Annotated in this window: 21 protein-coding genes and 1 tRNA gene; 14 read left to right on the top strand and 8 right to left on the bottom strand. The window is 66.5% G+C overall.

The window, feature by feature from the left end; translation table 11 throughout:
• Nucleotides 1–60: 60 nt before the first annotated feature.
• Nucleotides 61–1002, top strand: a complete 942-nt coding sequence (locus ABDW61_RS01745; RefSeq protein WP_343635583.1) for a hypothetical protein — start codon at nucleotides 61–63, stop codon at nucleotides 1000–1002.
• 60 nt (nucleotides 1003–1062) lie between these two features.
• Here the strand turns inward: ABDW61_RS01745 and lplT are convergent, their stop codons facing one another.
• Nucleotides 1063–2340: a lysophospholipid transporter LplT gene (lplT, locus tag ABDW61_RS01740; RefSeq protein WP_343635581.1), complete on the bottom strand. Its 1278-nt coding sequence runs from the start codon at nucleotides 2338–2340 to the stop codon at nucleotides 1063–1065.
• Between the two features lie 174 nt (nucleotides 2341–2514).
• On the opposite strand from lplT, the gene alr reads away from it, so the two are divergent.
• The 3 genes from alr to ABDW61_RS01725 are packed head-to-tail and all read left to right on the top strand — an operon-like array spanning nucleotide 2515 to nucleotide 4825.
• Nucleotides 2515–3618 carry an alanine racemase gene (gene alr, locus ABDW61_RS01735; protein WP_343635579.1) on the top strand — a complete coding sequence of 368 codons (1104 nt, stop codon included), beginning with the start codon at nucleotides 2515–2517 and terminating at the stop codon, nucleotides 3616–3618.
• Nucleotides 3619–3639: 21 nt separating this feature from the next.
• A complete protein-coding gene (gene arfB, locus ABDW61_RS01730) occupies nucleotides 3640–4047 on the top strand; it encodes an alternative ribosome rescue aminoacyl-tRNA hydrolase ArfB (RefSeq protein WP_343635577.1) in 408 nt (135 codons plus the stop codon).
• A gap of 10 nt (nucleotides 4048–4057) precedes the next feature.
• Nucleotides 4058–4825, top strand: a complete 768-nt coding sequence (locus tag ABDW61_RS01725) for a hypothetical protein (RefSeq protein WP_343635575.1) — start codon at nucleotides 4058–4060, stop codon at nucleotides 4823–4825.
• An 87-nt stretch (nucleotides 4826–4912) separates the two neighbouring features.
• On the opposite strand, the gene ABDW61_RS01720 is transcribed toward ABDW61_RS01725, so the two are convergent.
• Together ABDW61_RS01720 and ABDW61_RS01715 are read right to left on the bottom strand one after the other, a co-directional pair.
• Nucleotides 4913–5797, bottom strand: coding sequence for a DMT family transporter (locus ABDW61_RS01720; protein WP_343635573.1), 885 nt, complete (start codon nucleotides 5795–5797; stop codon nucleotides 4913–4915).
• A 111-nt stretch (nucleotides 5798–5908) separates the two neighbouring features.
• Complete coding sequence (locus ABDW61_RS01715) at nucleotides 5909–6541, bottom strand: LysE family transporter (protein WP_343635571.1); 633 nt, start codon at nucleotides 6539–6541, stop codon at nucleotides 5909–5911.
• A 132-nt stretch (nucleotides 6542–6673) separates the two neighbouring features.
• Here ABDW61_RS01715 and ABDW61_RS01710 point away from each other — a divergent pair, with 132 nt between their 5' ends.
• The 8 genes from ABDW61_RS01710 (at nucleotide 6674) to ABDW61_RS01675 (ending at nucleotide 13423) form a co-directional block, all read left to right on the top strand.
• Nucleotides 6674–8116 (top strand): sodium:solute symporter, encoded by a 1443-nt coding sequence (locus ABDW61_RS01710; protein WP_343635569.1) that lies wholly within the window; start codon nucleotides 6674–6676, stop codon nucleotides 8114–8116.
• Between the two features lie 102 nt (nucleotides 8117–8218).
• Nucleotides 8219–9577, top strand: a complete 1359-nt coding sequence (gene radA / locus ABDW61_RS01705) for a DNA repair protein RadA (RefSeq protein ID WP_343635567.1) — start codon at nucleotides 8219–8221, stop codon at nucleotides 9575–9577.
• Nucleotides 9578–9668: 91 nt separating this feature from the next.
• Complete coding sequence (locus ABDW61_RS01700; RefSeq protein WP_343635565.1) at nucleotides 9669–10076, top strand: hypothetical protein; 408 nt, start codon at nucleotides 9669–9671, stop codon at nucleotides 10074–10076.
• Between the two features lie 61 nt (nucleotides 10077–10137).
• On the top strand, nucleotides 10138–11061 hold the full coding sequence (locus ABDW61_RS01695; protein ID WP_343635563.1) for a branched-chain amino acid transaminase: 924 nt from the start codon (nucleotides 10138–10140) through the stop codon (nucleotides 11059–11061).
• 53 nt (nucleotides 11062–11114) lie between these two features.
• Nucleotides 11115–11333 carry a zinc-finger domain-containing protein gene (locus ABDW61_RS01690; protein WP_343635561.1) on the top strand — a complete coding sequence of 73 codons (219 nt, stop codon included), beginning with the start codon at nucleotides 11115–11117 and terminating at the stop codon, nucleotides 11331–11333.
• A gap of 37 nt (nucleotides 11334–11370) precedes the next feature.
• Nucleotides 11371–11832, top strand: coding sequence for a nuclear transport factor 2 family protein (locus ABDW61_RS01685; protein ID WP_343635559.1), 462 nt, complete (start codon nucleotides 11371–11373; stop codon nucleotides 11830–11832).
• Nucleotides 11833–11843: 11 nt separating this feature from the next.
• The gene (locus ABDW61_RS01680; RefSeq protein WP_343635557.1) at nucleotides 11844–12833 is read left to right on the top strand and encodes an alpha/beta fold hydrolase; all 990 of its coding nucleotides are present in this window, start codon (nucleotides 11844–11846) and stop codon (nucleotides 12831–12833) included.
• A 29-nt stretch (nucleotides 12834–12862) separates the two neighbouring features.
• A complete protein-coding gene (locus tag ABDW61_RS01675) occupies nucleotides 12863–13423 on the top strand; it encodes a DUF2946 family protein (protein WP_343635555.1) in 561 nt (186 codons plus the stop codon).
• Nucleotides 13424–13507: 84 nt separating this feature from the next.
• Here ABDW61_RS01675 and ABDW61_RS01670 read toward each other — a convergent pair whose 3' ends face one another.
• Nucleotides 13508–14095: a c-type cytochrome gene (locus tag ABDW61_RS01670; RefSeq protein WP_343635553.1), complete on the bottom strand. Its 588-nt coding sequence runs from the start codon at nucleotides 14093–14095 to the stop codon at nucleotides 13508–13510.
• 271 nt (nucleotides 14096–14366) lie between these two features.
• Between ABDW61_RS01670 and ABDW61_RS01665 the strand changes: the two genes are divergently transcribed.
• Together ABDW61_RS01665 and ABDW61_RS01660 are read left to right on the top strand one after the other, a co-directional pair.
• A tRNA-Arg gene (locus tag ABDW61_RS01665) sits at nucleotides 14367–14441 on the top strand.
• A 705-nt stretch (nucleotides 14442–15146) separates the two neighbouring features.
• Nucleotides 15147–15485 carry a hypothetical protein gene (locus ABDW61_RS01660; protein WP_343635551.1) on the top strand — a complete coding sequence of 113 codons (339 nt, stop codon included), beginning with the start codon at nucleotides 15147–15149 and terminating at the stop codon, nucleotides 15483–15485.
• A gap of 501 nt (nucleotides 15486–15986) precedes the next feature.
• Here ABDW61_RS01660 and ABDW61_RS01655 read toward each other — a convergent pair.
• From ABDW61_RS01655 to repC, 4 genes are all read right to left on the bottom strand, one after another.
• The gene (locus ABDW61_RS01655) at nucleotides 15987–17213 is read right to left on the bottom strand and encodes an ATP-binding protein (protein WP_343635549.1); all 1227 of its coding nucleotides are present in this window, start codon (nucleotides 17211–17213) and stop codon (nucleotides 15987–15989) included.
• A gap of 83 nt (nucleotides 17214–17296) precedes the next feature.
• Entirely contained in the window at nucleotides 17297–20065 is a 2769-nt protein-coding gene (locus ABDW61_RS01650) for a transposase family protein (protein ID WP_343635547.1), read from the bottom strand.
• A complete protein-coding gene (locus ABDW61_RS01645; RefSeq protein ID WP_343635545.1) occupies nucleotides 20059–20499 on the bottom strand; it encodes a hypothetical protein in 441 nt (146 codons plus the stop codon). The genes ABDW61_RS01650 and ABDW61_RS01645 overlap by 7 nt, the downstream gene beginning before the upstream one ends.
• 753 nt (nucleotides 20500–21252) lie before the next feature.
• Entirely contained in the window at nucleotides 21253–22077 is an 825-nt protein-coding gene (gene repC, locus ABDW61_RS01640) for a replication protein C, IncQ-type (RefSeq protein ID WP_343635543.1), read from the bottom strand.
• Between the last annotated feature and the right edge of the window lie 369 nt (nucleotides 22078–22446).

Genomic DNA, 22446 nt, shown 5'->3' with positions numbered 1-22446 from the left:
TCATGCACGCGGCCTACCCTGTCGCGTGTGACCCGTCCACCAAACTAGGGAGAGCTTCTCTTGGATCACCTGGCCTGTTTCGCCCCCGAAGATCTGCAGTCCCCCACCGGGCCCGATCTGCAGAGCTATCAATGGCGCCTGTTGGCCCAAGGGGACTCCTGGTTCTCCACCGCCCAGGCCAAGCTCAGCGCGCATGCGAACCTGCTCCAGGAACTGGTGCTGTCCAAGCCCGCCGCCGCCATCAACTGCGCCGGGCAGCGCGAAAGCCTGTCCAAGGTGGTCGAGCTGGAATCCGCACCGGACTTCGTGCGCCTGCTGACCGCGCCGGACGCGCCGGTGTGGGACGGGATCCTGCTGTCCGTGGGCGGCAACGACCTGATCAAGGCCGCTCAGACACCGACCCAGCTCGATGGCCAGGAGGTGCCGCTGCATCTGCGCCTGCTGCGCCGGCAGACGGAATGGGGGGCGCCCTCCGCAGGGGTGGGGCGCTATTTCTCGGAGCCCGGCTGGGCCACGTATGCGGAGTATCTGAAGGCCAACCTGCGGCACCTGCTGACGCTGCGGGACCAGGGGCCGTCGGCAGGCAAGCCGGTGTTCATGCACTGCTATGCGGTGCCGATGCCGCGCCCGGCCGGCGCCGAGGACGCGGGCCATGGGCCCTGGCTGTATCCGGCGCTGAAGGCCTATGCCATTCCGGCCGCCGACTGGGCCGCCGTGAGCCGGCTGATGGTCATGCACCTGGCGCAGTTGCTGAAGTCGCTGATGGCGGACAAGGAGCAGTTCCCGGGGCTGTTCGTGTTCGACTCGACCGCCGTGCCGCTGGCCGCGGCAGCGCCCGGCGCCAGCGGCATCAGCGGCGACTGGCACAACGAGATCCACCTCAACCACAGCGGCTGCCTGAAGATCGGCCGCGCGTGGTCGGAGCACATCGAACAGGTCCTCACGACCGGCGGCCTGGCCGCGGAGACGCCGCCTTCGGGCAAGGGGCGCGCGCGGCGCTGAGCCGTCCGTCGACCGCCATCAGCCAGGGGCCAGGGGCTGCCAGCCAGCGGCCCTCGCCGGTCAGTGCTTGTCGCTGCGCGCGATGGCGAGCAGGCGCTCGAGTTCCTCGGTGTGCTCGCGCTTGTTGTGCTGGTGCCAGCGGCCCACCACCCACATGATCCCCGCGACCAGCAATCCGAAGATCGTGATCGAGCCGAACGCCGAGGTGCCGAAGCGCGTCAGCATCGTGTACAGCGCGCCCAGGCCCAGGATGCAGGCCTGCTCGTTGAAGTTCTGCACCGCGATCGACCGGCCCGCGCCCATCAGGTTGTGCCCGCGATGCTGCAGCAGCGCGTTCATCGGCACCACCAGGTAGCCGCCAATCCCGCCCAGCAGGATCAGGAACGGAATCGCCAGCCACAGGTTGTCGATGAAGTTCAGCACCAGCATCAGCAGGCCCATGCCGATGCCCAGCGGGATGACGCTGGTGGCCTTGTCCAGCCGCACCACCGCCGACGCCACCACCGCCCCCACCGCCGTGCCGATCGCCACCACCCCGGCCAGCGCCGAGGCCTGCGTCGTGCCGTAGCCCAGGGCCGCGGCGGCCCACGCGAACACGATGTAGCGCATGTTGCCCGACACGCCCCAGAACAGCGTCGTCATGCCCAGCGAGATCTGCCCCAGCTTGTCCTGCCACAGCCGCGAATTGCAGGCGGCGAACTCCCGCACCAGGTCGGTCGCGTTGTGCGCGATCGGCTGCAGCGGCGAGTCCGTGCGCGGAATCCTCAGATTGAAGAGCGCCGCGATGAAGTACAGCACCACCATGAACGCGATGGCCGCTTCGGGGGGCGTGTCGATGCCGGTGTCGATGAAGGGAATGTCGATCGCCAGCAGCACCGCCGACGCCTTCTCCCCGATCAGCTGACCGCCGAAGACCGCGCCCAGGATGATGGAGGCGATGGTCAGGCCCTCGATCCAGCCGTTGGCCTTGACCAGCTGCGACGGCGGCAGCAGCTCGGTGAGGATGCCGTACTTGGCCGGCGAATAGGCGGCGGCGCCCAGGCCCACGATCGCGTACGCGATCAGCGGATGGACGCCCACCAGCATGCTCAGGCAGCCCAGCACCTTGATGGTGTTGGAGATGAACATGACCTTGCCCTTGGGCACCGCGTCGGCGAAGGCGCCGACGAAGGGCGCGAGCACGACGTAGAACAGCGCGAACATCGGCACCAGCGCGGCGCGCTGCCATTCGGCGGCCCCGCTCGTGCGGAGCAGTTCCACGGCGGCGACGAACAGCGCGTTATCAGCCAGCGAGCTGAAGAACTGCGCTGACATGATGGTGTAAAAGCCTTTTTTCATCGACCCGGCATACCTGGAACTGCGGTGATCACGCTGGGTCCACGGGATGGGGAAGGCAGCGCTGCGGCGGGTTTATAGCACGCGGGCGTTTTCGTAACAGAGCTTGACGGGACAGCGCCGCGTCGCGCCGCCAGGGGGCGGAGCCCGGGTTCCGGGCGCGGCACAATGCCGCCCATGCCCCGTCCGATCGAAGCCCTCATCCATCAGCCCGCGCTGGCCCACAACATCGCCCGAGCCCGCGAGCTCGCCCCCGACGCGCAGGTGTTCGCCGTGGTCAAGGCCAATGCCTACGGGCATGGCATCGAGCGCGCCTTCGACGCGCTGCGCAGCGCCGACGGCTTCGCGATGCTGGACCTGGACGAGGCCCAGCGGGTGCGCGACCTTGGCTGGCGCGGTCCGATCCTGCTGCTGGAGGGCTGCTTCGAGCCGCGCGACCTGGAGCTGTGCTCGCGGCTCAAGCTCTGGCACGCGGTGCACCACGAGCAGCAGATCGACTGGCTGGCGATGCACAAGACCCATGAGCCGCATCGCGTGTTCCTGAAGCTCAACAGCGGCATGAACCGGCTCGGCTTCACGCCGACCGCATTCCGCAGCGCCTGGACCCGCCTGAACGCGCTGCCGCAGGTGGACGAAATCTCGCTGATGACGCATTTCTCCGACGCCGACGGCCCGCGCGGCATCGCGCACCAGACGGCCGTCTTCAAGGAGGCGACCGCCGACCTGCCGGGCGCGCGCACGCTGAGCAACAGCGCCGCCATCCTGCGCCACAGCCAGGACCCGGCGGTGCGCGCCGACTGGGTGCGCTCGGGGATCATGACCTACGGCAGCTCGCCGGATTTCCCCGAGCACGACATCGCCCATTGGGACCTGAAACCGACGATGACGCTGCGCGCCAAGGTGCTGGCGGTGCAGCACCTGCAGGCCGGGGACAGCGTCGGCTACGGCAGCAGCTTCATCGCGCCGGGGCCGATGCGCATCGGCACGGTGGCCTGCGGCTACGCGGACGGCTATCCCCGCCATGCGCCGCACGGCACGCCCGTGCTGGTCGGCGGCCAGCGGAGCTCGACGGTCGGACGCGTGTCGATGGACATGCTCGCGGTCGACCTGACCGGCCTGCCCGCCGAGGGCGTCGGCAGCGAGGTCACGCTCTGGGGCCAGGGCCCGCATGGCTCGGTGCTGTCGATCGATGAGGTGGCCAGACCCGCCGGCACGATCGGCTACGAGCTGATGTGCGCTTTGGCCCGGCGCGTGCCGGTGCACGTCGAGACGCTGGGCTGAGGCCCGGCCGCCGGCGGCGCCATGCAGCTGGACTGGACGCCGGCCGACTGGGAGCTCGAGATCACCGCGATCCGCGCCAGCGGTCCAGGCGGGCAGAACGTCAACAAGGTCAGCAGCGCGGTGCATCTGCGCTTCAACATCCGGCGTTCGACGCTGCCGGCGGTGATCAAGGAGCGGCTGCTCGCGCTCGCCGACCAGCGCATCACGGCCGAGGGCATCGTGGTGATCAAGGCGCAGGAGTCACGCAGCCAGGAGCAGAACCGGGCTGACGCGATCGCGCGGCTGATCGCGCTGGCGCGGAGCGTGGCGCACACGCCGAAGGCGCGCCGGGCAACGAAGCCGACCCACGGCGCGCAGAAGCGCCGGCTGGAGGCCAAGAGCCAGCGCGGCGACATCAAGGCGGGACGCGGCAAGGTCCGCGTCGAGTGAGGGAGAGGACATGTTCAAGGCGATCCGCATCCTGGTGCTGCTGGGGATCCTGATCACGGTGGCGGGCTCGACGCTGCTGAGCCGCTGGCAGGCGCAATCGTGGAAGCGGCCGCAGGTGGTGACGCTGTATCCGATCAACGCCGCCGGCGATGCCGCGACGGCGGCCTATCTGGAGCGCCTGGACGATGCGGCCTTCGCGCAGCTGGCGCCTTACTTCCAGGAGCAGGCGGGGCGTTATGGGCTGCCGCTGTCGGAGCCGATCCGTATCGTGCTGGGCCGTCGGGTGCTGGCGGCCCCACCTCCGGCGCCCCGCGACGGCGGGCCGCTGGCGGCGATCTCGTGGAGTCTGCGGATGCGCTGGTGGGCCTGGCGCGAGACGCCGCCCAGTTCGCCGGTGCCGGACGTGAAGCTCTTCCTGATCTACCACCCGCCCGACTTCGCCGGCGCGCTGCCGCATTCGATCGGGCTGGAGAAGGGCCGGCTGGGGATGGTGCACCTGTTCGCGTCCCGGGCCCAGCAGGCGCAGAACGAGGTCGTCATCGCGCACGAAGCGCTGCACACCTTCGGCGCGACGGACAAATACGACCCGGCGACGCTGGCGCCCGTCTTTCCCGACGGTTATGCGGAGCCCGACCGCGAGCCGCGCCATCCGCAGGCGGCGGCCGAGCTGATGGCGGGCCGGATTCCGGTCCGGGATGGCGCGCTCCGGATCCCGGCGGGGCTGGGGGAGACGGTCATCGGTCCGCGCACGGCGGCGGAGATCGGCTGGAGGAAGTAGGCAGCGGCGGCCGGAGCCCTCAAGTCCTGATCTCTTCCAGCAGATCGGAAGCCGTCAGCTTGGCGTCAGGAGTGGTGAGCGCCGCGCTCAGCGCTGCGGCCGCGTCGCCGCGTGGATGCTGCCCAGGCACAGCACCATGCCGGCGAGCGCCAGCGCCGTCGGCCGCCAGCCTTCGAAGATCGCCGAGATGCCCAGCGCGATCACCGGGATCACGACGCCGGTCAGCGCCGCGCGGGCCGTCCCCTGGCGCTGCGCCAGCTTGAAGTACAGGACGAACGCCACCACCGAGCCCAGCACCGCCAGGTACAGCAGGCTCAACACGTACGGCGCCGTCCACGCGAAGTTCAGGCCCTGTCCCGTCGCCAGCGACGCCGACAGCAGGAACACCGATCCGTACCCCATGCTCCACGCCAGCACCGGCACCAGCGGCAGTCCGCGGCGGGTCAGCGTCAGCGTCAGCACGTTGCCGATGCAGGCCGCCAGCACCGCCGCCAGACCGATCGCCAGCCCGTAACCCGCCGTCGGGCGCGCGCCCGTCGACGCGATCTCCGGCCAGAAGATCATCACCACGCCAGCCACCGCGCCCACCGACGCCGCCAGGAAGCGGCCCGTCACCCGCTGCGCGAAGAAGATCCGCCCCGACAGCGCGTTGCCGAACACCATCAGGCAGAAAAGCACCGCCACCAGCCCGCTCGGGATGTGGCGTTCGGCCTCGTAGACCGCGAAGTAGTTGCCGCTGTACTGGACGATGCCCGCCGCCAGCATCAGGCCATGCGCCGGCAGCGGCAGCTTCAGCGACAGCTTCTGCCAGCGCGCGAACGCCGCCAGCATCAGCGCCGCCAGCCCGAAGCGCCAGCCCACCGAATTCAGCACCGGCACGCCGGAGGCCAGCTGGTACAGGATGACGTGCCAGGTGCTGGCCCAGATCAGGGTCGGACCCAGGAACAGCCAGCGATCGGAAAGCGTGGGCATGCGCAGGAACTCTGTATCGGTCGCCCCGGCCTCGAGGCACGCAGGAACCGGAGAAAACAAACAGGCCGCCTCGCGGGCGGCCTGCCGGATGAGGAAGAAAAGCCGCCGCGCTCAGTTGGCGGCCTTCTTGAAGGTCGCCAGCAGCGCGCCGGCCGCGACGAACAGCGAGCCGAACACCCGGTTCATCGCCTTCAGATGGGCCTGCGAACGCAGCGCCCGCAGCACGCGCGCGGCCAGCACCGTGTAGCCGGCCATCACGACCGCGTCGGTGAAGGCCAGCGTCGCGCCGATCACCGCGTACTGCGGCGTCAGGCTTTCATGCAGGTTCAGGAACTGCGGCACCACCGCCAGCAGGAAGACGGTGCCCTTGGGGTTCACCGCGTTGATGCCCCAGCCGCGCAGCACCAGGTCACGGCGCGAGATCGGCTTGCCCTCGGCCTGCTCCGCCACCAGCGGCTTGGCCGGCGAGCGCCACTGCTGGATGCCCAGATATACGAGGTAGGCCACGCCCGCCCACTTGACCACCGCGAAGGCCCGCTCCGACGCCGCGATCAGCGCGCCCAGTCCGGCGCCCACGAACAGGATCTGGGTCAGGATGCCCAGGATCAGCCCGATCGTCATGAAGTAGCCGCGCTTGAAGCCGTGATTCAGTCCGGCGCTCATCGCCGCGATGGCACCCGCGCCCGGGGACAGGCTGATGGCCCAGGAGGCCGCGAAAAATCCCAGCCAGACTGACAACTCCATGATCGACTCCTTGAAGGAGCCGAGGTTGTAGCACGCCGTCCCGGCGTCGTCGAAGGTCAGGGTTAACGCGGTTATGTCCTGCGCCGCATTCGGAATGCGGCCGCCGCCGCGGCGCTTCAATAATCGCGCGCCATGTCCGCCCCCGTCCTGCTCGCCGTCGTCGCCGCCTACTTCGCGCTGCTGCTCGCGGTGGCCTGGCGGACCTCGCGCCGCGCCGACAACGACAGCTTCTTCATCGGCAACCGCAGCAGCCATTGGGGCCTGGTCGCCTTCGGGATGATCGGCACCTCGCTGTCCGGGGTGACCTTCATCAGCGTGCCGGGCTCGGTCGGCGCCGGCGCCTTCAGCTATTTCCAGATCATGCTGGGGCAGCTCGCCGGCTACGCGGTCGTCGCCTTCGTGCTGCTGCCGCTGTACTACCGGCTCCGGCTCCGCTCGATCTACCGCTACCTCGGCACGCGCCTGGGCCTGGCCGCCCACCGCACCGGCGCCGGCTTCTTCATCTTGTCCCGCACCCTCGGCGCCACGGCCCGCCTCTACCTGGTCGTGCGCATCCTGCAGGACCTGGTGCTGGCGCAGTTCGACATGCCGTTCTGGCTCAGCGCCTGCCTGGTGCTGGCGATGATCCTGCTCTACACCCTCGAAGGGGGCGTCAAGACCATCGTCTGGACCGACACCCTCCAGACCACCGGCATGCTCGGCGGGCTGGTGATCTGCGTGGTCTTCCTGCTCCATGCGCTGGGCCTGGACCTGGCCGGCGGCTGGCAGGCGATGCGCGCGGCCGGCCTAGCCGAGGTCTTCGTCACCGACCCGATGAGCGCCTCGCACTGGGCCAAGCAGTTGCTCGCCGGCGCCGCCATCGCCATCGCGATGACCGGTCTGGACCAGGAGATGATGCAGAAGAACATCTCGGTCAGACGCCTGGCCGACGCCCGGAAGAACATGATGGTGATGGCCATGCTGATGACCGCCGTCGTGCTGCTGTTCCTGTTCCTGGGCGGCCTGCTGACGATCTACGCGCGCCAGCAGGGCCTCGCCGCGCAGGGCGACCGCCTCTTCCCAGCCGTCGTCATGGATCACCTCCCGGCCTGGGTGCAGCTGATCTTCGTCGTGGCGCTGATCTCGGCGCTCTTCCCCAGCGCCGATGGCGCCATCACCGCGCTGACCTCCAGCACTTGCATCGACCTGATCGGCCTGCAGGAACGCCACTGGGACGAAGCGCGCCAGCGCCGCGTCCGCCAGGCGGTGCACCTGGGCTACGCCGCGCTGTTCCTGCTGCTGACGCTGGGCTTCCGCTGGCTCGACGACCCGAGCATGGTCACCCTCATCCTCAAGCTCGCCGGCTACACCTATGGACCGCTGCTGGGCCTGTTCGCCTTCGGCATCCTGACCACGCGCACGCTGCGCCCCGGCGTGCTGCCCGGGGTCGCGCTGGCCGCGCCCGCGCTGTGCTGGATCGTCGACACCCATCAGGCGGCCCTCTTCGGCGGGTACCGGATGGGCCTGGAACTGCTGCTGGTGAACGCGGCGCTCACCTTCGCGGGGCTGTGGGCCGGGCGGCGGGTTTCCCACTGACCGCCCACAGGCCCTGCACAGCCCTTGCACAGCCGGCGCACAGCGCATTCACAAGCTTCTCAACAGGGTTGTCCACAGCGCGGGCGGCGACAATCCCGCCCCATGGCTGCTCCGAAATCCCATTACGTCTGCTCCGAATGCGGCGCCACCAGCGCCAAGTGGCTGGGCCGCTGCCCCTCCTGCGGCGCCTGGAACACCCTGGTCGAGACCGCCGCCGAGTCCACCGGCGGCAAGAACCGCTATCAGGCGCTGGCCCGCAGCCAGCCGGTCGCGACGCTCTCCGAGATCGAGGCCCGCGACTTCGACCGCACTCCCACCTCGCTGGAGGAGCTGGACCGCGTGCTGGGCGGCGGCATCGTCACCGGCGGCGTGGTGCTGATCGGCGGCGATCCGGGCATCGGCAAATCGACGCTGCTGCTGCAGGCGGTCGAGGCGCTGTCCAAGCAGATGAAGGTGCTGTACGTCACCGGCGAGGAGTCCGGCGCCCAGGTCGCCATGCGCGCGCGCCGGCTGGGCCTGGACGGCTCGCAGGTGCGCGTGCTCGCAGAGATCGGCCTGGAGAAGATCCTCGCCACCCTCGAGGCCGAGCGGCCCGACTTCTGCGTCATCGACTCGATCCAGACGCTCTACTCCGAGCAGCTGTCCTCGGCGCCCGGCTCGGTCGCGCAGGTGCGCGAATGCGCCGCCCAGCTCACCCGCACCGCCAAGGCCAGCGGCTGCGCGATGGTGCTGGTCGGCCACGTGACCAAGGAGGGCGCGCTGGCCGGACCGCGCGTGCTGGAGCACATCGTCGACACCGTCCTGTACTTCGAGGGCGACACCCACAGCAGCTACCGCCTGGTGCGCGCGATCAAGAACCGCTTCGGCGCGGTCAACGAGATCGGCGTCTTCGCCATGACCGAGAAGGGGCTGAAGGGCGTCACCAATCCGAGCGCGATCTTCCTGTCCACGCACGGCGACCCGGTGCCCGGCTCCTGCGTGCTGGTGACGCTGGAGGGCACGCGCCCGATGCTGGTGGAGCTGCAGGCGCTGGTCGACGGCGGCGGGCCGAGCCCGCGCCGGCTGTCCGTCGGCCTGGAGCGCGACCGCCTGGCGATGCTGCTGGCCGTGCTGCACCGCCATGCCGGCGTGGCGACGATGGACCAGGACGTGTTCGTCAACGCCGTCGGCGGCGTGCGCATCAGCGAGCCGGCCGCCGACCTGGCGGTGCTGCTGGCGATCCAGAGCTCGCTGCGCGGCAAGCCGCTGCCCAAGGGCTTCATCGCCTTCGGCGAGGTCGGCCTGGCCGGCGAGGTGCGCCCCGCGCCGCGCGGCCAGGAACGGCTCAAGGAGGCGGCCAAGCTGGGCTTCTCCGTGGCCGTGGTGCCCCAGGCCAACGCGCCGAAGAAGCCGATCGAGGGCCTGAAGGTCCACGCCGTCGCGCGCATCGAGGACGCCATCGAGATCCTGCGCGGGATGTGAGGACAATCGCTCCCTCGGGCGGCGCCGATTCCGCTGCCCGGAACCTCCCGCCGTTCCCGCCCCCATCCTTCCCCCTTCGGAGTTCCCCCGCATGAACCGCCTCGCCGGCATCGTCCTCGCCCTCGCCGCCATCGCCGCCGGGACCTTCTTCTTCGGCTGGAAGGGCGCGATCCTGGGCCTGTCCTGTGTCGTCTTCTTCCTGCTGCTGCAGTTCTCGCAGCTGATGCGCGTGATGCGCACGGCGCAGAACTCGCCGCTGGGCCATGTCGCCAGCGCCGTGATGCTGCAGTCCAAGCTGCAGGCGGGCATGAAGCTGATCGACCTGATCCGCATGTGCCGCTCGCTGGGCGTGAAGGTCGACACCGACACCTACCGCTGGACCGATGCCGGCGGCGACGCCGTCGACGTGGTCATGGCGCGCGGCGTGGTCGCGCGCTGGACGCTGATCCGCGCCCAGCCCGCGCCGGCGCCCTCCCCCGCCGACACCCCGGCCGCATAAAATCCGCGACTTCGCAGCACGGGGCGCCTCCGCGACCCGCCTTGGCCTCAAAGGAAGACCCATGTCTCTGGACGATCGCGACGGCAAGATCTGGATGGACGGCGAGCTGGTGGACTGGCGCGACGCCAAGATCCACGTCCTCACCCACACGCTGCACTACGGCTGCGGCGCCTTCGAGGGCGTGCGGGCCTATCAGACCCCCGCCGGCACGGCCATCTTCCGGCTGCGCGAGCACACCGAGCGCCTGTTCAACAGCGCCAAGATCCTGCGCATGAAGCTGCCGTTCTCGATCGAGCAGGTCGAGGAAGCGCAGAAGGCGGTCGTGCGCGAGAACCAGCTCGCCAGTTGCTACCTGCGCCCGCTGACCTGGATCGGCAGCGAAAAGCTGGGCGTCAGCCCCAAGGGCAACAAGGTCCATCTGATGGTCGCCGCCTGGGCCTGGGGCGCCTACCTCGGCGAGGAAGGCCTCAAGCGCGGCATCCGCGTCAAGACCTCGAGCTACACGCGCCACCACGTCAACATCACGATGACGCAGGCCAAGACGGTGTCCAACTACACCAACTCGATCCTGGCCAACATGGAAGCCACCGAGGACGGCTACGACGAGGCGCTGCTGCTGGATGCCTCGGGCTTCGTCTCCGAGGGCGCGGGCGAGAACCTCTTCATCATCAAGAACGGCGTCGTGTACACGCCGGACCTGTCGGCCGGCGCGCTCAACGGCATCACCCGCAACACCATCTTCGCGATCTGCGAGGACCTGGGCCTGAAGCTGGTCGAGAAGCGCATCACCCGCGACGAGGTCTACATCGCCGACGAGGCCTTCTTCACCGGCACCGCCGCCGAGGTCACGCCGATCCGCGAGCTCGACCGCCTGGAGATCGGCATCGGCAGCCGAGGCCCGATCACCGAGAAGATCCAGGCGGCCTTCTTCGACATCGTGGGCGGCCGCAATCCCAAGTACGCCCACTGGCTGACACCGGTCTGAGCGGACCGGCCCGCAGCCGCCAGCATTTCCAGCAAGCCTTCCAGAACAAGATCATGAGCGCCAACACCACCACGCCCAAGGCCACCGTCGAAGTCACCGCGCAGGACCTGCAAGGTCCTGGCGTCGTCTTCTGCCCCAACCCCAGGATGCCGCTGTGGAGCAACCACCCGCGCGTCTACATCGACCTGAGCCACGCCGGCGAGGGCGCCTGCCCCTACTGCGGCACGCTCTACAAGCTCAAGGCTGGCGAGGCCCTGCCCTCCGGCCACTGAACGCCGGCGCCGCGGCCCGCTGAACAAGGAACTGCCCATGGTGCGCAAGCCTCAGACCGCCCTGTTGCTGGCCTCCCCCGAGGACACCGAAGCGCAGTTCTACGAGGCCTTGCAGGCCGGCGACCTGGAGCGGCTGATGGCCGTCTGGGGCGACGAGGACGAGGTCTGCTGCGTGCATCCGGGCGGACCGCGCGTGGTCGGCGCGGCGGCGATCCGGGCGAGCTTCGAGGAGATCTTCGCGCGCGGATCGGTGCCGGTGCACCCGGAGTGCCAGCGCAAGCTGGTCGCCGGCGAGACCGCGATCCATCAGGTGCTGGAGCGCGTCGAGTTCACCGACGAGGACGGCACGCAGAGCGCCTGGGTGGTCGCCACCAATGTCTACCTGAAGACCGCGCTGGGCTGGCGCCTGGTGGCCCACCACGCGAGCCCGGGCACGTCGCAGGACGTGAAGCAGGAGTTGTCGATCGTGTCCGTCGGCGCCCCGACCACCCTGCACTGAGAGGTCCGTTCATGCAGTACCAGGCGCCTCCCTGGTTGCCCGGAGGCCATGCCCAGACGATCTGGCCCGCGCTGTTCGCGCGGCGCTACGAAGGTCCGCCGCCGCAATTCCGCCGCGAACGCTGGCAGACGCCGGACGGCGACTTCGTCGACGTCGAGCACCTGATCGAACCTTCCACCGCGGCGCCCGAGGGCCCGGCGGCGGAGCGCCCGCTGCTGGTGCTGTTCCATGGCCTGGAAGGCTCGGTCGAGAGCCAGTACGTGCAGGCCTTCGCCGCGGTCGCACGGCAACGCGGCTGGGCCTTCGCGATGCCCTACTTCCGCGGCTGCTCGGGCGAGCTCAACCTGGCGCCGCGCGCGTACCACTCCGGCGATTACGTGGAGATCGGCTGGATGCTCGAGCGACTGCGCGCGTCGCATCGCGGGCCGATGGTGGCCGCGGGCGTCTCGCTGGGCGGCAACGCGCTGCTGCGCTGGGCCCAGGAGGCCGGCGAGGAGGCCGGAAAGACGGTGAAGGCGGTGTGCTCGATCTGCTCGCCGGTGGACCTCACCGCCGCCGGCCATGCGATCGGCAAGGGCTTCAACGGGCTGGTCTACACGCGCATGTTCCTGCGCACGATGATCCCCAAGGCGATGAGCAAGCTCGCGCAGCATCCGGGCCTGTTCGACGGCGAACGGATGCGCCGCGTGCGCAATCTGCATGAGTTCGACAACCTGTTCACCGGCCCGCTGCATGGCTTCCGGGACGTCGACGATTACTGGCTGCGCGCCTCGGCCAAGCCGCACCTGGCGCGGATCCGCGTGCCGGCGCTGGTGCTGAACGCGCGCAACGACCCGTTCGTGCCGGCACGCAGCCTGCCGGAGCAGGGCCATGTCGGCGCGCACGTCACGCTGTGGCAGCCGCGCGAGGGCGGCCATGTCGGCTTCCCGTCGGGCCGGCCTCCGGGCCATGTGCGGACGATGCCGCAGCGGGTCACCGACTGGCTGGCGAAGCGGCTCTGAGCCGCGCGGACGAGCAAACGGGAGACGCGATGGATGCGATCGTCGAAGCGGCGCTGAAGAAGTGGCCCAACGTGCCGCATTGCTACGGCTGGCTGGCGCTGGACGCGCGCGGCGACTGGTACATGCGCGACGAGCGCATCCAGGCCGCAGGCCCGTTCCCGGCCGTGAAGGGCAGCCGCATCGTGCACGACAAGCTGATCGGCTTCATCGACCGCAATTACGGCGTCGACGGCCAGGGCGCCTGGTTCTTCCAGAACGGGCCGCAGCGGGTCTACGTGCAACTCGAGGCGGCGCCCTGGATCTGGCGCCTGCAGCCGGACGGCCGGGTGCTGAGCCATACCGGCCGTGAGGCGCGCGTCGACGGCGCGGTGCTGGACGAGGCGGACCGGCTGTTCCTCGAGACCGACCTGGGCCTGGGCCTGGTGCACACGCAGGACATGGGTCCGGCGGCGGACGCGCTCGAGGCGGGGCGCTGGACGATGTCCAAGGCGACGCACGCCGAACTGGTCGCCCGGCACGGGGTGGTGCTGGCGCCGCTCGATCCGAAGGGCGGCCACGGCGAGGGCGGGGGCGAGGGCGGCAAGCCCTGACCCCGCGCGGGCGCTCGCCGCGCCCGCCGCCGGGCATGAAAAAGCCGACCCTCGGGTCGGCTTTCTTGGTTCGGGGGACTCCGCTTACTGCGAGGCCGCCGAGGCACCGGCCTCGGCGCCGGAGGCCGCGGCGGCAGGCGCCTTCGGCTCGTCGAACTTGGCGCCGCCCTGGTTGGCCATGTAGACCACGGCGCGGGAGATCTCGAAGTCGGAGAAGTCGCCGCCGCCCTGCGGGCCCATGTTGCCCTTGCCCTTCAGCGCCGAATGCACCAGCGCGTCGAAGCCGCTCTTCACGCGCGGGCCCCAGGCGTCGTGGTCGCCGAGCTTGGGGGCGCCCGCGGCGCCGGTGGCGTGGCAGGCCGAGCACTGCGCCTGGAAGACCTGCTCGCCGGTCTTCATCGATGCGGGGTTGGACAGGTCCTTGAGCTCGATGGCGCCCACGCGCTGGATGCGGGCCGCGACAGCCTCTTCTTCCAGGCCGGTGGAGCCGGCGGCGGGCTTGATCTCGCTGGAGACGTAGTTCGCGAGCATCACGATGATCACGATCGGGATCACGAACGCGAAGAAGACCGCGGCGATCAGTTGCTTGGGGGTCTTGATCGGGCCCTCGTGGGCGTCATGACCGTCGGCGTGCGTGTCCTGGGCGTTGGCGTGGTCCTGGGTTCCGCTCATGAATTCCTCGTGGATCGAATCGAATACGGCAGAAGCGAGTCCGTGTCTCCGGGCCCGCCGCATGGCGCCGGGCCCTCCGGAAACCGGACCGGGGAACAGCAAATCGGCGCAGTATAGCCAGCCCCCTGACGCCCCACCCTGGGGCTTTCGTCAAGGTCGAGACCTGTCCCCCGCGCGACCCGCGGCGCCCACGCGGGGCCCAAGCGGCGCCCGATCGCGAGGTGTTTTGGCGACGCGGCTCAGAACGAGGCTAGAATGCGCGCTTCCCATGGCGACCGTGGTGAAGTGGATATCATTGGGCCCTCCGAAGGCCTAGTCGCAAGTTCGATTCTTGCCGGTCGCACCAAGAACACAGAGAAGCCGGTTGTCACGCGTGTTGACAAATTCGGCCTAATCAGGCCGGATTGGCAGAACCAGGCCGGATTTCAGAAACGGCAAAATCAGGCCGGACCAAAAACGGCACAACCAGGCCGGATTGCCGCTAAAGCGCGCTGTGGCTCGTAAAGGTCCTGACCAAGGGGCCACGGCCCTTCCGCAAGCCAGAAGCAGGAACGACAACGGGACCATCTGGTCCCGTTGTGCTTTTTTGTCTGGCTGAAAACCTATGCGGCCCGGTCCTACCTACCCTAAAGGTAGCGACCGAAGTACGTTGTCCAGCGCAATCCCTCGGTTTCCGTCGTGGCCAAACGCCCGCACTCCTGTCATGCGCTGAACAGCCTTCCGGGTTACGGGCCTGCCTTCGGCAATTAGCACCTGCGCGGCCTCGTGGAACTTCCTCTCGTGTTCAGTTCTACGGGCCAAGACTTCCTGGTCCCAGTGAGCGCGGCGTCGTTCTTGAAGGACGCCGTACTCCTGGGGAAACCTTGTTCGCAGCATCTTCACATCAAGGTTGAGCGCCTTGGCCAATGCAATCCCCGCCACCGGTGGATTGCTAGCGGCCGCAGTTGAGATTGCTCGACGGAGCTCCTCGTCCGAGAGTCCGTTACGCCGGTAACGCCGCGGCTTCGCAACCTGCGTCTGGCAACGATTCAGGCGTTGGTAGGAGCCCGACATGGTCGCGACCAGGTCGCACTTCGAAGCTGCACAGAATTTCAGCAGCGCCATCAAGGATGGCAGGCGCCCTTCTTTCAGCCAGCTCCAGACGGTGGACCGGGAAAGTCCTGCTGCCAGCGCAGCATTCACCGGCTTTCCCTCGAAGCACTCGTCCAGGGCTGCCCGAATCCCCAACATGAGCGAAGACCCAGTCATGGCGCTTGCCTGCGTCTGGTTGAGGGCGACCAATTTGCCGACCTGCTCTGCAACCGATACCTCCTCAGGGGTCGCAGCTTCAGCGGCGCAGGATGCCTGGCACTTAAAGCCCACGCTCCCGCAAGAAGAGCAAACTCCTTGAACGGCCGGTCGTGCCCGAAGCGAGAGTCGCTCGTGGTCAGGAGCACCGCAATCATCGGAGCTACGCAGCCGAACTCGGTGTTTCGGACAAGCTTCCACCCCGGCGATCACCCAAAGAAGACGTCCGTAAGGCAGGCCACTCGGCGACGGTTCCGCAACGCACACCGGACAGTACAGTGGCGTCTGTCGTGTGAGGCCTACAGAGCAAAACATGGAGCTGAAGCGTGCAAGGCTGCATGCTTCGACATCCACGGTCGTGCTCGCGGTCAGTGCCTTAGCGACCAGCTGGGCAACTTCACCCGTCCCATGCACGTACCAGCCCTCGCCCAGGTGTCGAGCCGCGGTCGCTTTCTGAAGTGCGGGAGAACTGTTGACCAACTCGTGCAACAGCGACCTCGGCTTCAACCGATGCGCCAACGTCAGGCGTTCGACATAGCTCCGCAGGCTTTCGACGTCCGCGGTCCCGACTCCGCGCGCCTCCAACGGATAGAACAGCGTGCGGTCAGATCGCATATGCCTTCTTCCGCTCGCTAGACGTCATCCGCGCCACGAGCTCATCAAACTTCGCCTCATCCCAGGCGGAGTTGCCGTAAACCGCGTCGCGAACCCTCGTCTCACCGCGCTTAATCTCATCCTCGATGATGCTGCGCAATCCCATGGCCTTCTGCGCCTTCAGCATGAACTTGGGGTCCCACGCCTCACCTGCGTTCCGCATCTGCAGGTTCGCGGCGTCGAGCATGAAGGCCTTCAGCAGGCCTACGCAACCCAGCGATACGACGCAGAGCTCCTTAGCGATGGCTACGAAGTTTGGCTTCTCGCGGCAGGGCCAGTTCTCCTGCAAAGACTTCACCATCTTCTTGAAGGCCTTGAGGTCCTCCGCGTTCTCGGCGTCATAACGCTCCATGTTCAGGAGCGCCGTGCGTCGCGCGATCTGCCCGCTCGTTTCGAGGATGTCGAACAGGTCGAAGCTTCCCACCAGGACAAACTTGGTGCCGGTCGTGTTTGCGAGGGATTTGATGGTGTCCATGACGTCCTCGGGCTTGCCGAAGCGGTTAAGTTGCGCCGCCTCGTCGATCACCACGACCCTGGTCTTCCGCTGCCGGAGGCAAGTCTCAAGAATGTCGCGAAGGTCATCCACCGTAGAGCCGGTACGAGAGTGCATCACCATGCGGCCGTCGACAATGCTGAACGGCACCTTCTTCTCCATACCTGGCTCATGCAGCTGTGCGATGAGCTTTCGGTAGAGGCGGCCGAACAGGTTCCGGGAGTTGCCGTCGCGCCGCGCTTCAACGTACACAAGGTGCACCGCGGATCGGTCCTCTTCCATGAGCGGGTCGAACTCGTCGACCAGACCTTGAAGCATCACCTTGGTAAGAGTCGACTTCCCCACTCCGGTCGCTCCAGTGACGGCGATCACATTGGTCTCCGCGCCAATCATCAACAGGGGGAGCATGTCTGCGACCACTGCTCGCAGCGCGGGATGCGTGATGCGGTAGTTCTTGAACGCCAGTTGGCGCGCCTGCTGCTCCGGATTGAGCTTCGTCATGTACGACTTCGGCTTAGCCTTCGGCTTGCGACGCGCATGACGGTCCTCGGCCTCGTCTTCGTCCTGGTCCTCGTGTTCGTCTTCGTCTTCGATGTCGGCGACGGCGCTGGCCGTCACCTGCTCAAGGGTGTCGTCCAACTCGTCCTGGGTGATGGCGCCCTTGCGCCCGTTGGTCTGGGTCATGATGGGAATGGTCTCGATACTGAGTTTCAAGGCGCCTCGTGCGAGCGAGCCGCAAAGTTGCATGGGTGGAGCAGGTTGTTGGGTTAGAACTGCTCCTCCTCGTAGTCCTCGTCGTCTTCGACGTCCGCTTCCTCGACCGTCGGCTCATCGGTCACGTAGACCGCCAACCGCTTGTCCGCTGGTGCAGGCTTGGTGCTAACAGGCCTCTTGACAGCGCGGACCGGCTTGGACTCGCCACTGTCTTGCTCAACATCGGCCGGCGAGACAGCGGCGCTGCGCTTGGGAACGCCCAGAATGAGCTCTTGAGGTACCGGGTTCGCGGCCTCGGGCATCGCCTCTGCCATGCCCAAGTTGGCGTAGATGCGCTGCTCTTCCGCGTTCTGCTCCCGCAGCCTGTCATCCCACTTCGTGGGGTCTATCCATGACGCGACGCGGTGCTGGACATGCCTGATGGTCTTCCGGTCCCGCTGAGCGGCGTTGCCGGCTTCCATGCGTTCGTGCCGCTTCTGGTACTCCTCCACCTCGCTAAGGTAGCGACCGAACAGAGCCGGCTCTCGCGACTTCGCGATCAACCATTCCCCGCGGAACTCGACGTAAATCACCTGGGCGTTGAACGGCTCCGTCTTCACCCGTGCGTATTCCTTCGGCCGAGCCTTAGCCAGTTCGGGATGCCAGTACCAAGCTCGGTCCACCCAGACGCCCCGACGGCGGTCGAGCTTCCGGGGATGCCGTCGCTTCGGACTTGGCGCGGAGAGGATGCGGAAGAGGCCGTTGTAGGCGATTGCCCGATGTGAGCGCGATCCCAGCTCGAAGTTCAACTTCTGCTCGTACTCGAGAGGAGTCATCCCGTGAACTGGATGGACTCGCTGCATCAGCGTCGTGAAGAAGTAGTTGTTCAGCGATCCATGGAGCGCCTTCAGCGTCCACTCGATGTGCTTGTCCGGCGCGTGCGTAGCCGAGACGCTTCGCGCGTTCTTCTGGAGTTCCTTGCTGGTTCCCATCAGGAGGTCCGTGACCTCCCGCTGTGTAATACCAAGGGCAGACTCCACGACGGCTGAGTCGCGCGGCTTCGATGGCCGTCGCCACCTGATGGTGAACTTGAAGATGTCCGCAAACGCCTCGAGCTCGTGGCTGTGAAATTCCTTCCCGTTGTCCACGACCAAGATGCGCGGGAGCACGCCGTGACGACGAACGTAGTCGCGAAGGCACATCAGCACCGAGTACGTCCGAGCGTTTTTGAAGCTCAAGAAGAAAGCGCGCGGGCAGCTGACCGCGCCATCAGTCATGAGAGTCAGCGTGGGCTTGCCGAGATTCCCGAACTTCAAGCCTCGAAGCATCTGCGGCAGAGGCGTGTGGTCCATGTACGCCACCCCGTGGGGCAGATGTCCGTTCACGGGTTCCCGGTACTCGGCATACCAAGGCAGCTCCGCATCCTGGTAGTCCCTCTTCGTGCCGTAGCGGGACTTGTGGTCCTCCAGCTTGCCGATGCGCTCGAAGAAGGTCGAGCGGCTCATGGATTCGATGCCTGCGGCCGCACATAGCTCCACGTACACGTCGAACGTAGCCTGCTTGGTAGGCGCGTTCTCCTTGTTGTGGAACGAATCCACCGCCTCCTGCATCTTTTCAAGCGACGCGTCCGTCAGCGCCGAATTCCTGTTGCCATCGTGGCTGTCCATCAGCGCTTCGAGCATTGCCTCCTCTGTCTGAAGCCCGGCGATCCTGTCCCTCCACTTCCGAAGGGTTCTTGCGGGCACTCCAGAGGCTTTGGGATTCTTGAGCGCGTGCAGGCGCTTCACCGCAGCGGGGAGCTTCTTGGACTTGAGGAGCGCTTTCTCGTTGAACTCCCGGTTCACGGCATGGGCGCCCGTCGGAACGATTAGGCGGTCCTTCACCATCTGAGTAATCTCAGACAGCATCAACGTGATGAGTTGGCCACCCGCGGTGCGCGCCTGCACGTCCTTGTCACCGACGAGGACGATCCGGTGCATGTTCCCCCCATAGAGAAACTCGGCACCCGGCTCAATGTTCAGCACGCAGTCAGGGAAGGTGTGAAGCGACGCTTGCTGAAGAATGGCGTCCGCCCTGCCGGTAGCTTCATCGGCGTAGATGACCAGGTCTTGGGTCTCGCTGATACGCCGTTCCTTCAAGTCAACGTACACGTCCTGCAGGAGGACCGTCTGCATGACGTCGTCCGCGTTGAAACCATGGTGGTGAAGCAGGTCGAGGTAGTTGACCTTGCGCTCCTCCTGCAGCAAATCGAGCAGCCGCTGGCGTTCAGCATTCGGGACAGGGGCCGCTGTTTCCAGCGTGTAGTCCTCGAGGAGGCCCAGGTTCGCCAACCAGATTCGCGGATGCTCATCGGCAGACCTCAGGTGGTACCGAATGTTCATCGGTCCGAGGAGTGCTTCGGCGTAAGAGTCGTGCCACCGCCCGTCGACCTTGCGGTACCGGTGCGGGTACTGCGCTGCCAGGCGGCGGAGCCGCTTCTCTTCGCGCCATTCCTCGACAACGACTTCGCTTTCGCGAAGCACGAGCAGGTCCGGGACGTGAGGGACACGCGTCACCGCGCCGCTCGGAGCTTCGACCTTCAGCGATAAATTGAACGGTTGCGGCCAATACTCGAGGGTTTCCTTATCGAATTCGCGGAAGTACAAGCCTGGGAACTCCACCGTGTGTGACTCGGCAAGCAGCGCTCGGTCCATCTTTCGGCTGACAAACCGCGTGCGAACCGTACTGGACTGCTGAACGTCGCGCACCGGGCTTTGCTTGCGCGCCGTCGTGATGAGGTCACGGCCGGCCCGACTGATGCCGAGGTTCAGAAAGTAGCGCTCGAGTTCGACGTCAGTCAGCATGGCGCGCGCTCCTCTCGCAGCATCGGCGTCGTGAGACCAGTCGCACCATTACCAGCTTTGGCGAGCACAGCGCTGCCATCGGGCAGGTTCACCAGGTATTGGTGCTGAGCCACCAGCGCGCGAAGACGCCGGTCCGACCATCGCGGGTGCCTTTCGGCCAACATGGCGTAAAGCGCCTCGCGGAGCTTCTCGACCCGTTCAGCTGGAGGACCCTTGTAATGTCTAGCAGCGCGCAGGCTCAGAGCGCCCGTTCGCACATCGGCGGGCGGGTACTCAGAGTCCAGGTCCACCACCACAACGCGCTCGGTGGAGAAGCGCGTATCGCCGGTAGGCATGGCACTTTGCACCCGCAGGGGGGCCCGGCTGCCATCCTCATGCTCAATGTTGACGCGCGGCTCACGGCTGGCCAGCGTCGCCTTGGTTTGACTGTTCACTTCAGCTCCTTGGTTAGGTTCCATGGGCCGTATAGGAAAGCCGGAGCTCGAAAACTGAAGCTCTAAGCTAACCAAATTTCGTAAACGACATTAGCTGTCCAATTGGACAGTTCAAGGCGAAAGCTGAGCCCGTACAGTGATCGCGTTAGCGAATCCTCTACGGGTTAAATGCCCTCGACCTCAGACTCCACGCCCCTCGATGGGGACACCGCCACTGACGCAACCGAGAAGGTTGCTCAGGCAACACCTCCACGTAATCGGAAGACTGCCTGGAATCGGTACGCGCATCGGTTTGTCCAATGGCACATGGACGAGCGCGGTATCGGCTACAAGGAGTTGGCTCTCCTGCTTGAAGACCGGCTTGGGGAGGTATATACCCCTGGCGCCCTCACTTCGAGAATCTCCCGCGGCACGTTTACGTTCGACTTTTTTTTGAAGTTGGCCAGCGCGATGGACATTGACGTGGCGAACCTGACGCAGTTCCGTCTTCCACCGAGAAATCCAAAGTCGAAGTAAGGCGGCGGGTTCCACTCCCTAAAGTACCGCGTGGGCCGGCCGCAGGGCCCAGCAGCAGGTGGGGAACGGATCGTACGTCTGCAGCCTGTCCGTGCAACAGCACCCTGGGGCAAGACGGGTCATCCGGATGCGTACTGGGGGCATGCGTGCTATTCGCGCAACCGCGCGCGAAACTCAGCCGGACATTGGGGGCCGAAACTATTAAGTCTCGGCGCGCGAGAACCTGCATTAACTTAATCAGGGCCCTGGATTCAATCTCGTGATCTTGTACTTAAGTACACCGGAAACTGTTAGCTCACTCATCAGCTGAATAGTCCAGCCAAGCGCTTCAAGCTCGTTCAAGGCCGCATCCAAGCGCTCATTGAGCCGCCGCTGTTGATGGCGTGAGGCGCCAGTCGCAGCGATGTAGCCGGTCAAAGTGTCCCGCCCGTACTCCACGGGCACCCCCAAGTTCGACTGGGTCAACCGATGGTGCAGGAGCCGAGTGGATTGCGCCTTGAGTGCACGGACTTCGCTCATCTGCAGCTTGAGGTGATGCTTCTCTTGGCCCACCGCGGCGACGCCCTCCGCCAAGAGCGGATGCAAGCGCAAGCAAAGGCGCTTCCGCCGGCCACCGGCGAGGCCAGTGACGCCCTCCTGCGGAGATGAGGCATGACCTGGCCCCACGATGACCGACAGCATCGGCAGCATGACCGCGGGGGCCTGATCTTCAGACCAGCTCATCTTTCCCGCCTGTAGGCGAGCGAGACTCGCCTCCAACGAAGCATTCGTTTTGAGTTGACCAGCAGACGCATGTCCCATCACTTGGCCAAGCCTGTTGAAGCTGCACGCCATGTCCATGTGCCCGGTCTTGGGATCGCGGCTGGCCCGATTTGAGTCGTGCAGTGACGTGGCCTCTGCCAGAACTGCTTGCAGCACCCACAGGTCGAGACCAGAAAGCTGCGGCCCTTGATAGCTCGCTACAGCGTTGCCGCCGCTGAACGTTCCCTTGTGCTGAACCGCTGGGACGCTTACGTTGCGCAGTCGTGTCTCGACGGGACGGAAAAGGTTCGGGAGAAGCACGACAACTCGGTGCAGCCTCGCCTCGGTGGGTAGGTCTGCGACGTCCACGCGGGACGCGGTAGAAGCAAGAGACACGGGGCGAATTCAGTGAGCTGGCGTTGAAGGGCAGGCACCTTAACAGGCTCCAGCACAACGCCTCGAATTCGTACCTTTGAGCGCATGAAATTCGTACCTTTGAGCGCACAAATTCATACCTTTGAGCGCAGCTTGGACGCCTTGCCGTGTCGGCCGAAGAGCAAAAACGCATAGGAAACATCGGCGAATATGCCAACTCTGCCGAGTTCAAAGCGCGGACTTCTGAGGTCGTTCTATTTGTCCTAGGATGTTTTTTTGTACTAGGAGCGGGCGTTGATGGGTCACCGCGCGACA

This window comes from Roseateles sp., from assembly GCF_039595595.1.
Taxonomy (GTDB): Bacteria; Pseudomonadota; Gammaproteobacteria; order Burkholderiales; family Burkholderiaceae_C; genus Roseateles.
Note: the sequence above shows the minus strand (reverse complement) of the source record. Positions and strands in the feature narration are given on the sequence as shown.

Coding starts and splice junctions, on each gene's coding strand:
- lplT (WP_343635581.1), bottom strand. CDS start 2,340: ATGAAAAAAGGCTTTTACACCATCATGTCAGCGCAGTTCTTCAGCTCG.
- alr (WP_343635579.1), top strand. CDS start 2,515: ATGCCCCGTCCGATCGAAGCCCTCATCCATCAGCCCGCGCTGGCCCAC.
- arfB (WP_343635577.1), top strand. CDS start 3,640: ATGCAGCTGGACTGGACGCCGGCCGACTGGGAGCTCGAGATCACCGCG.
- ABDW61_RS01725 (WP_343635575.1), top strand. CDS start 4,058: ATGTTCAAGGCGATCCGCATCCTGGTGCTGCTGGGGATCCTGATCACG.
- ABDW61_RS01720 (WP_343635573.1), bottom strand. CDS start 5,797: ATGCCCACGCTTTCCGATCGCTGGCTGTTCCTGGGTCCGACCCTGATC.
- ABDW61_RS01715 (WP_343635571.1), bottom strand. CDS start 6,541: ATGGAGTTGTCAGTCTGGCTGGGATTTTTCGCGGCCTCCTGGGCCATC.
- ABDW61_RS01710 (WP_343635569.1), top strand. CDS start 6,674: ATGTCCGCCCCCGTCCTGCTCGCCGTCGTCGCCGCCTACTTCGCGCTG.
- radA (WP_343635567.1), top strand. CDS start 8,219: ATGGCTGCTCCGAAATCCCATTACGTCTGCTCCGAATGCGGCGCCACC.
- ABDW61_RS01700 (WP_343635565.1), top strand. CDS start 9,669: ATGAACCGCCTCGCCGGCATCGTCCTCGCCCTCGCCGCCATCGCCGCC.
- ABDW61_RS01695 (WP_343635563.1), top strand. CDS start 10,138: ATGTCTCTGGACGATCGCGACGGCAAGATCTGGATGGACGGCGAGCTG.
- ABDW61_RS01690 (WP_343635561.1), top strand. CDS start 11,115: ATGAGCGCCAACACCACCACGCCCAAGGCCACCGTCGAAGTCACCGCG.
- ABDW61_RS01685 (WP_343635559.1), top strand. CDS start 11,371: ATGGTGCGCAAGCCTCAGACCGCCCTGTTGCTGGCCTCCCCCGAGGAC.
- ABDW61_RS01680 (WP_343635557.1), top strand. CDS start 11,844: ATGCAGTACCAGGCGCCTCCCTGGTTGCCCGGAGGCCATGCCCAGACG.
- ABDW61_RS01675 (WP_343635555.1), top strand. CDS start 12,863: ATGGATGCGATCGTCGAAGCGGCGCTGAAGAAGTGGCCCAACGTGCCG.
- ABDW61_RS01670 (WP_343635553.1), bottom strand. CDS start 14,095: ATGAGCGGAACCCAGGACCACGCCAACGCCCAGGACACGCACGCCGAC.
- ABDW61_RS01660 (WP_343635551.1), top strand. CDS start 15,147: ATGGTCGCGACCAGGTCGCACTTCGAAGCTGCACAGAATTTCAGCAGC.
- ABDW61_RS01655 (WP_343635549.1), bottom strand. CDS start 17,213: ATGACCCAGACCAACGGGCGCAAGGGCGCCATCACCCAGGACGAGTTG.
- ABDW61_RS01650 (WP_343635547.1), bottom strand. CDS start 20,065: ATGCTGACTGACGTCGAACTCGAGCGCTACTTTCTGAACCTCGGCATC.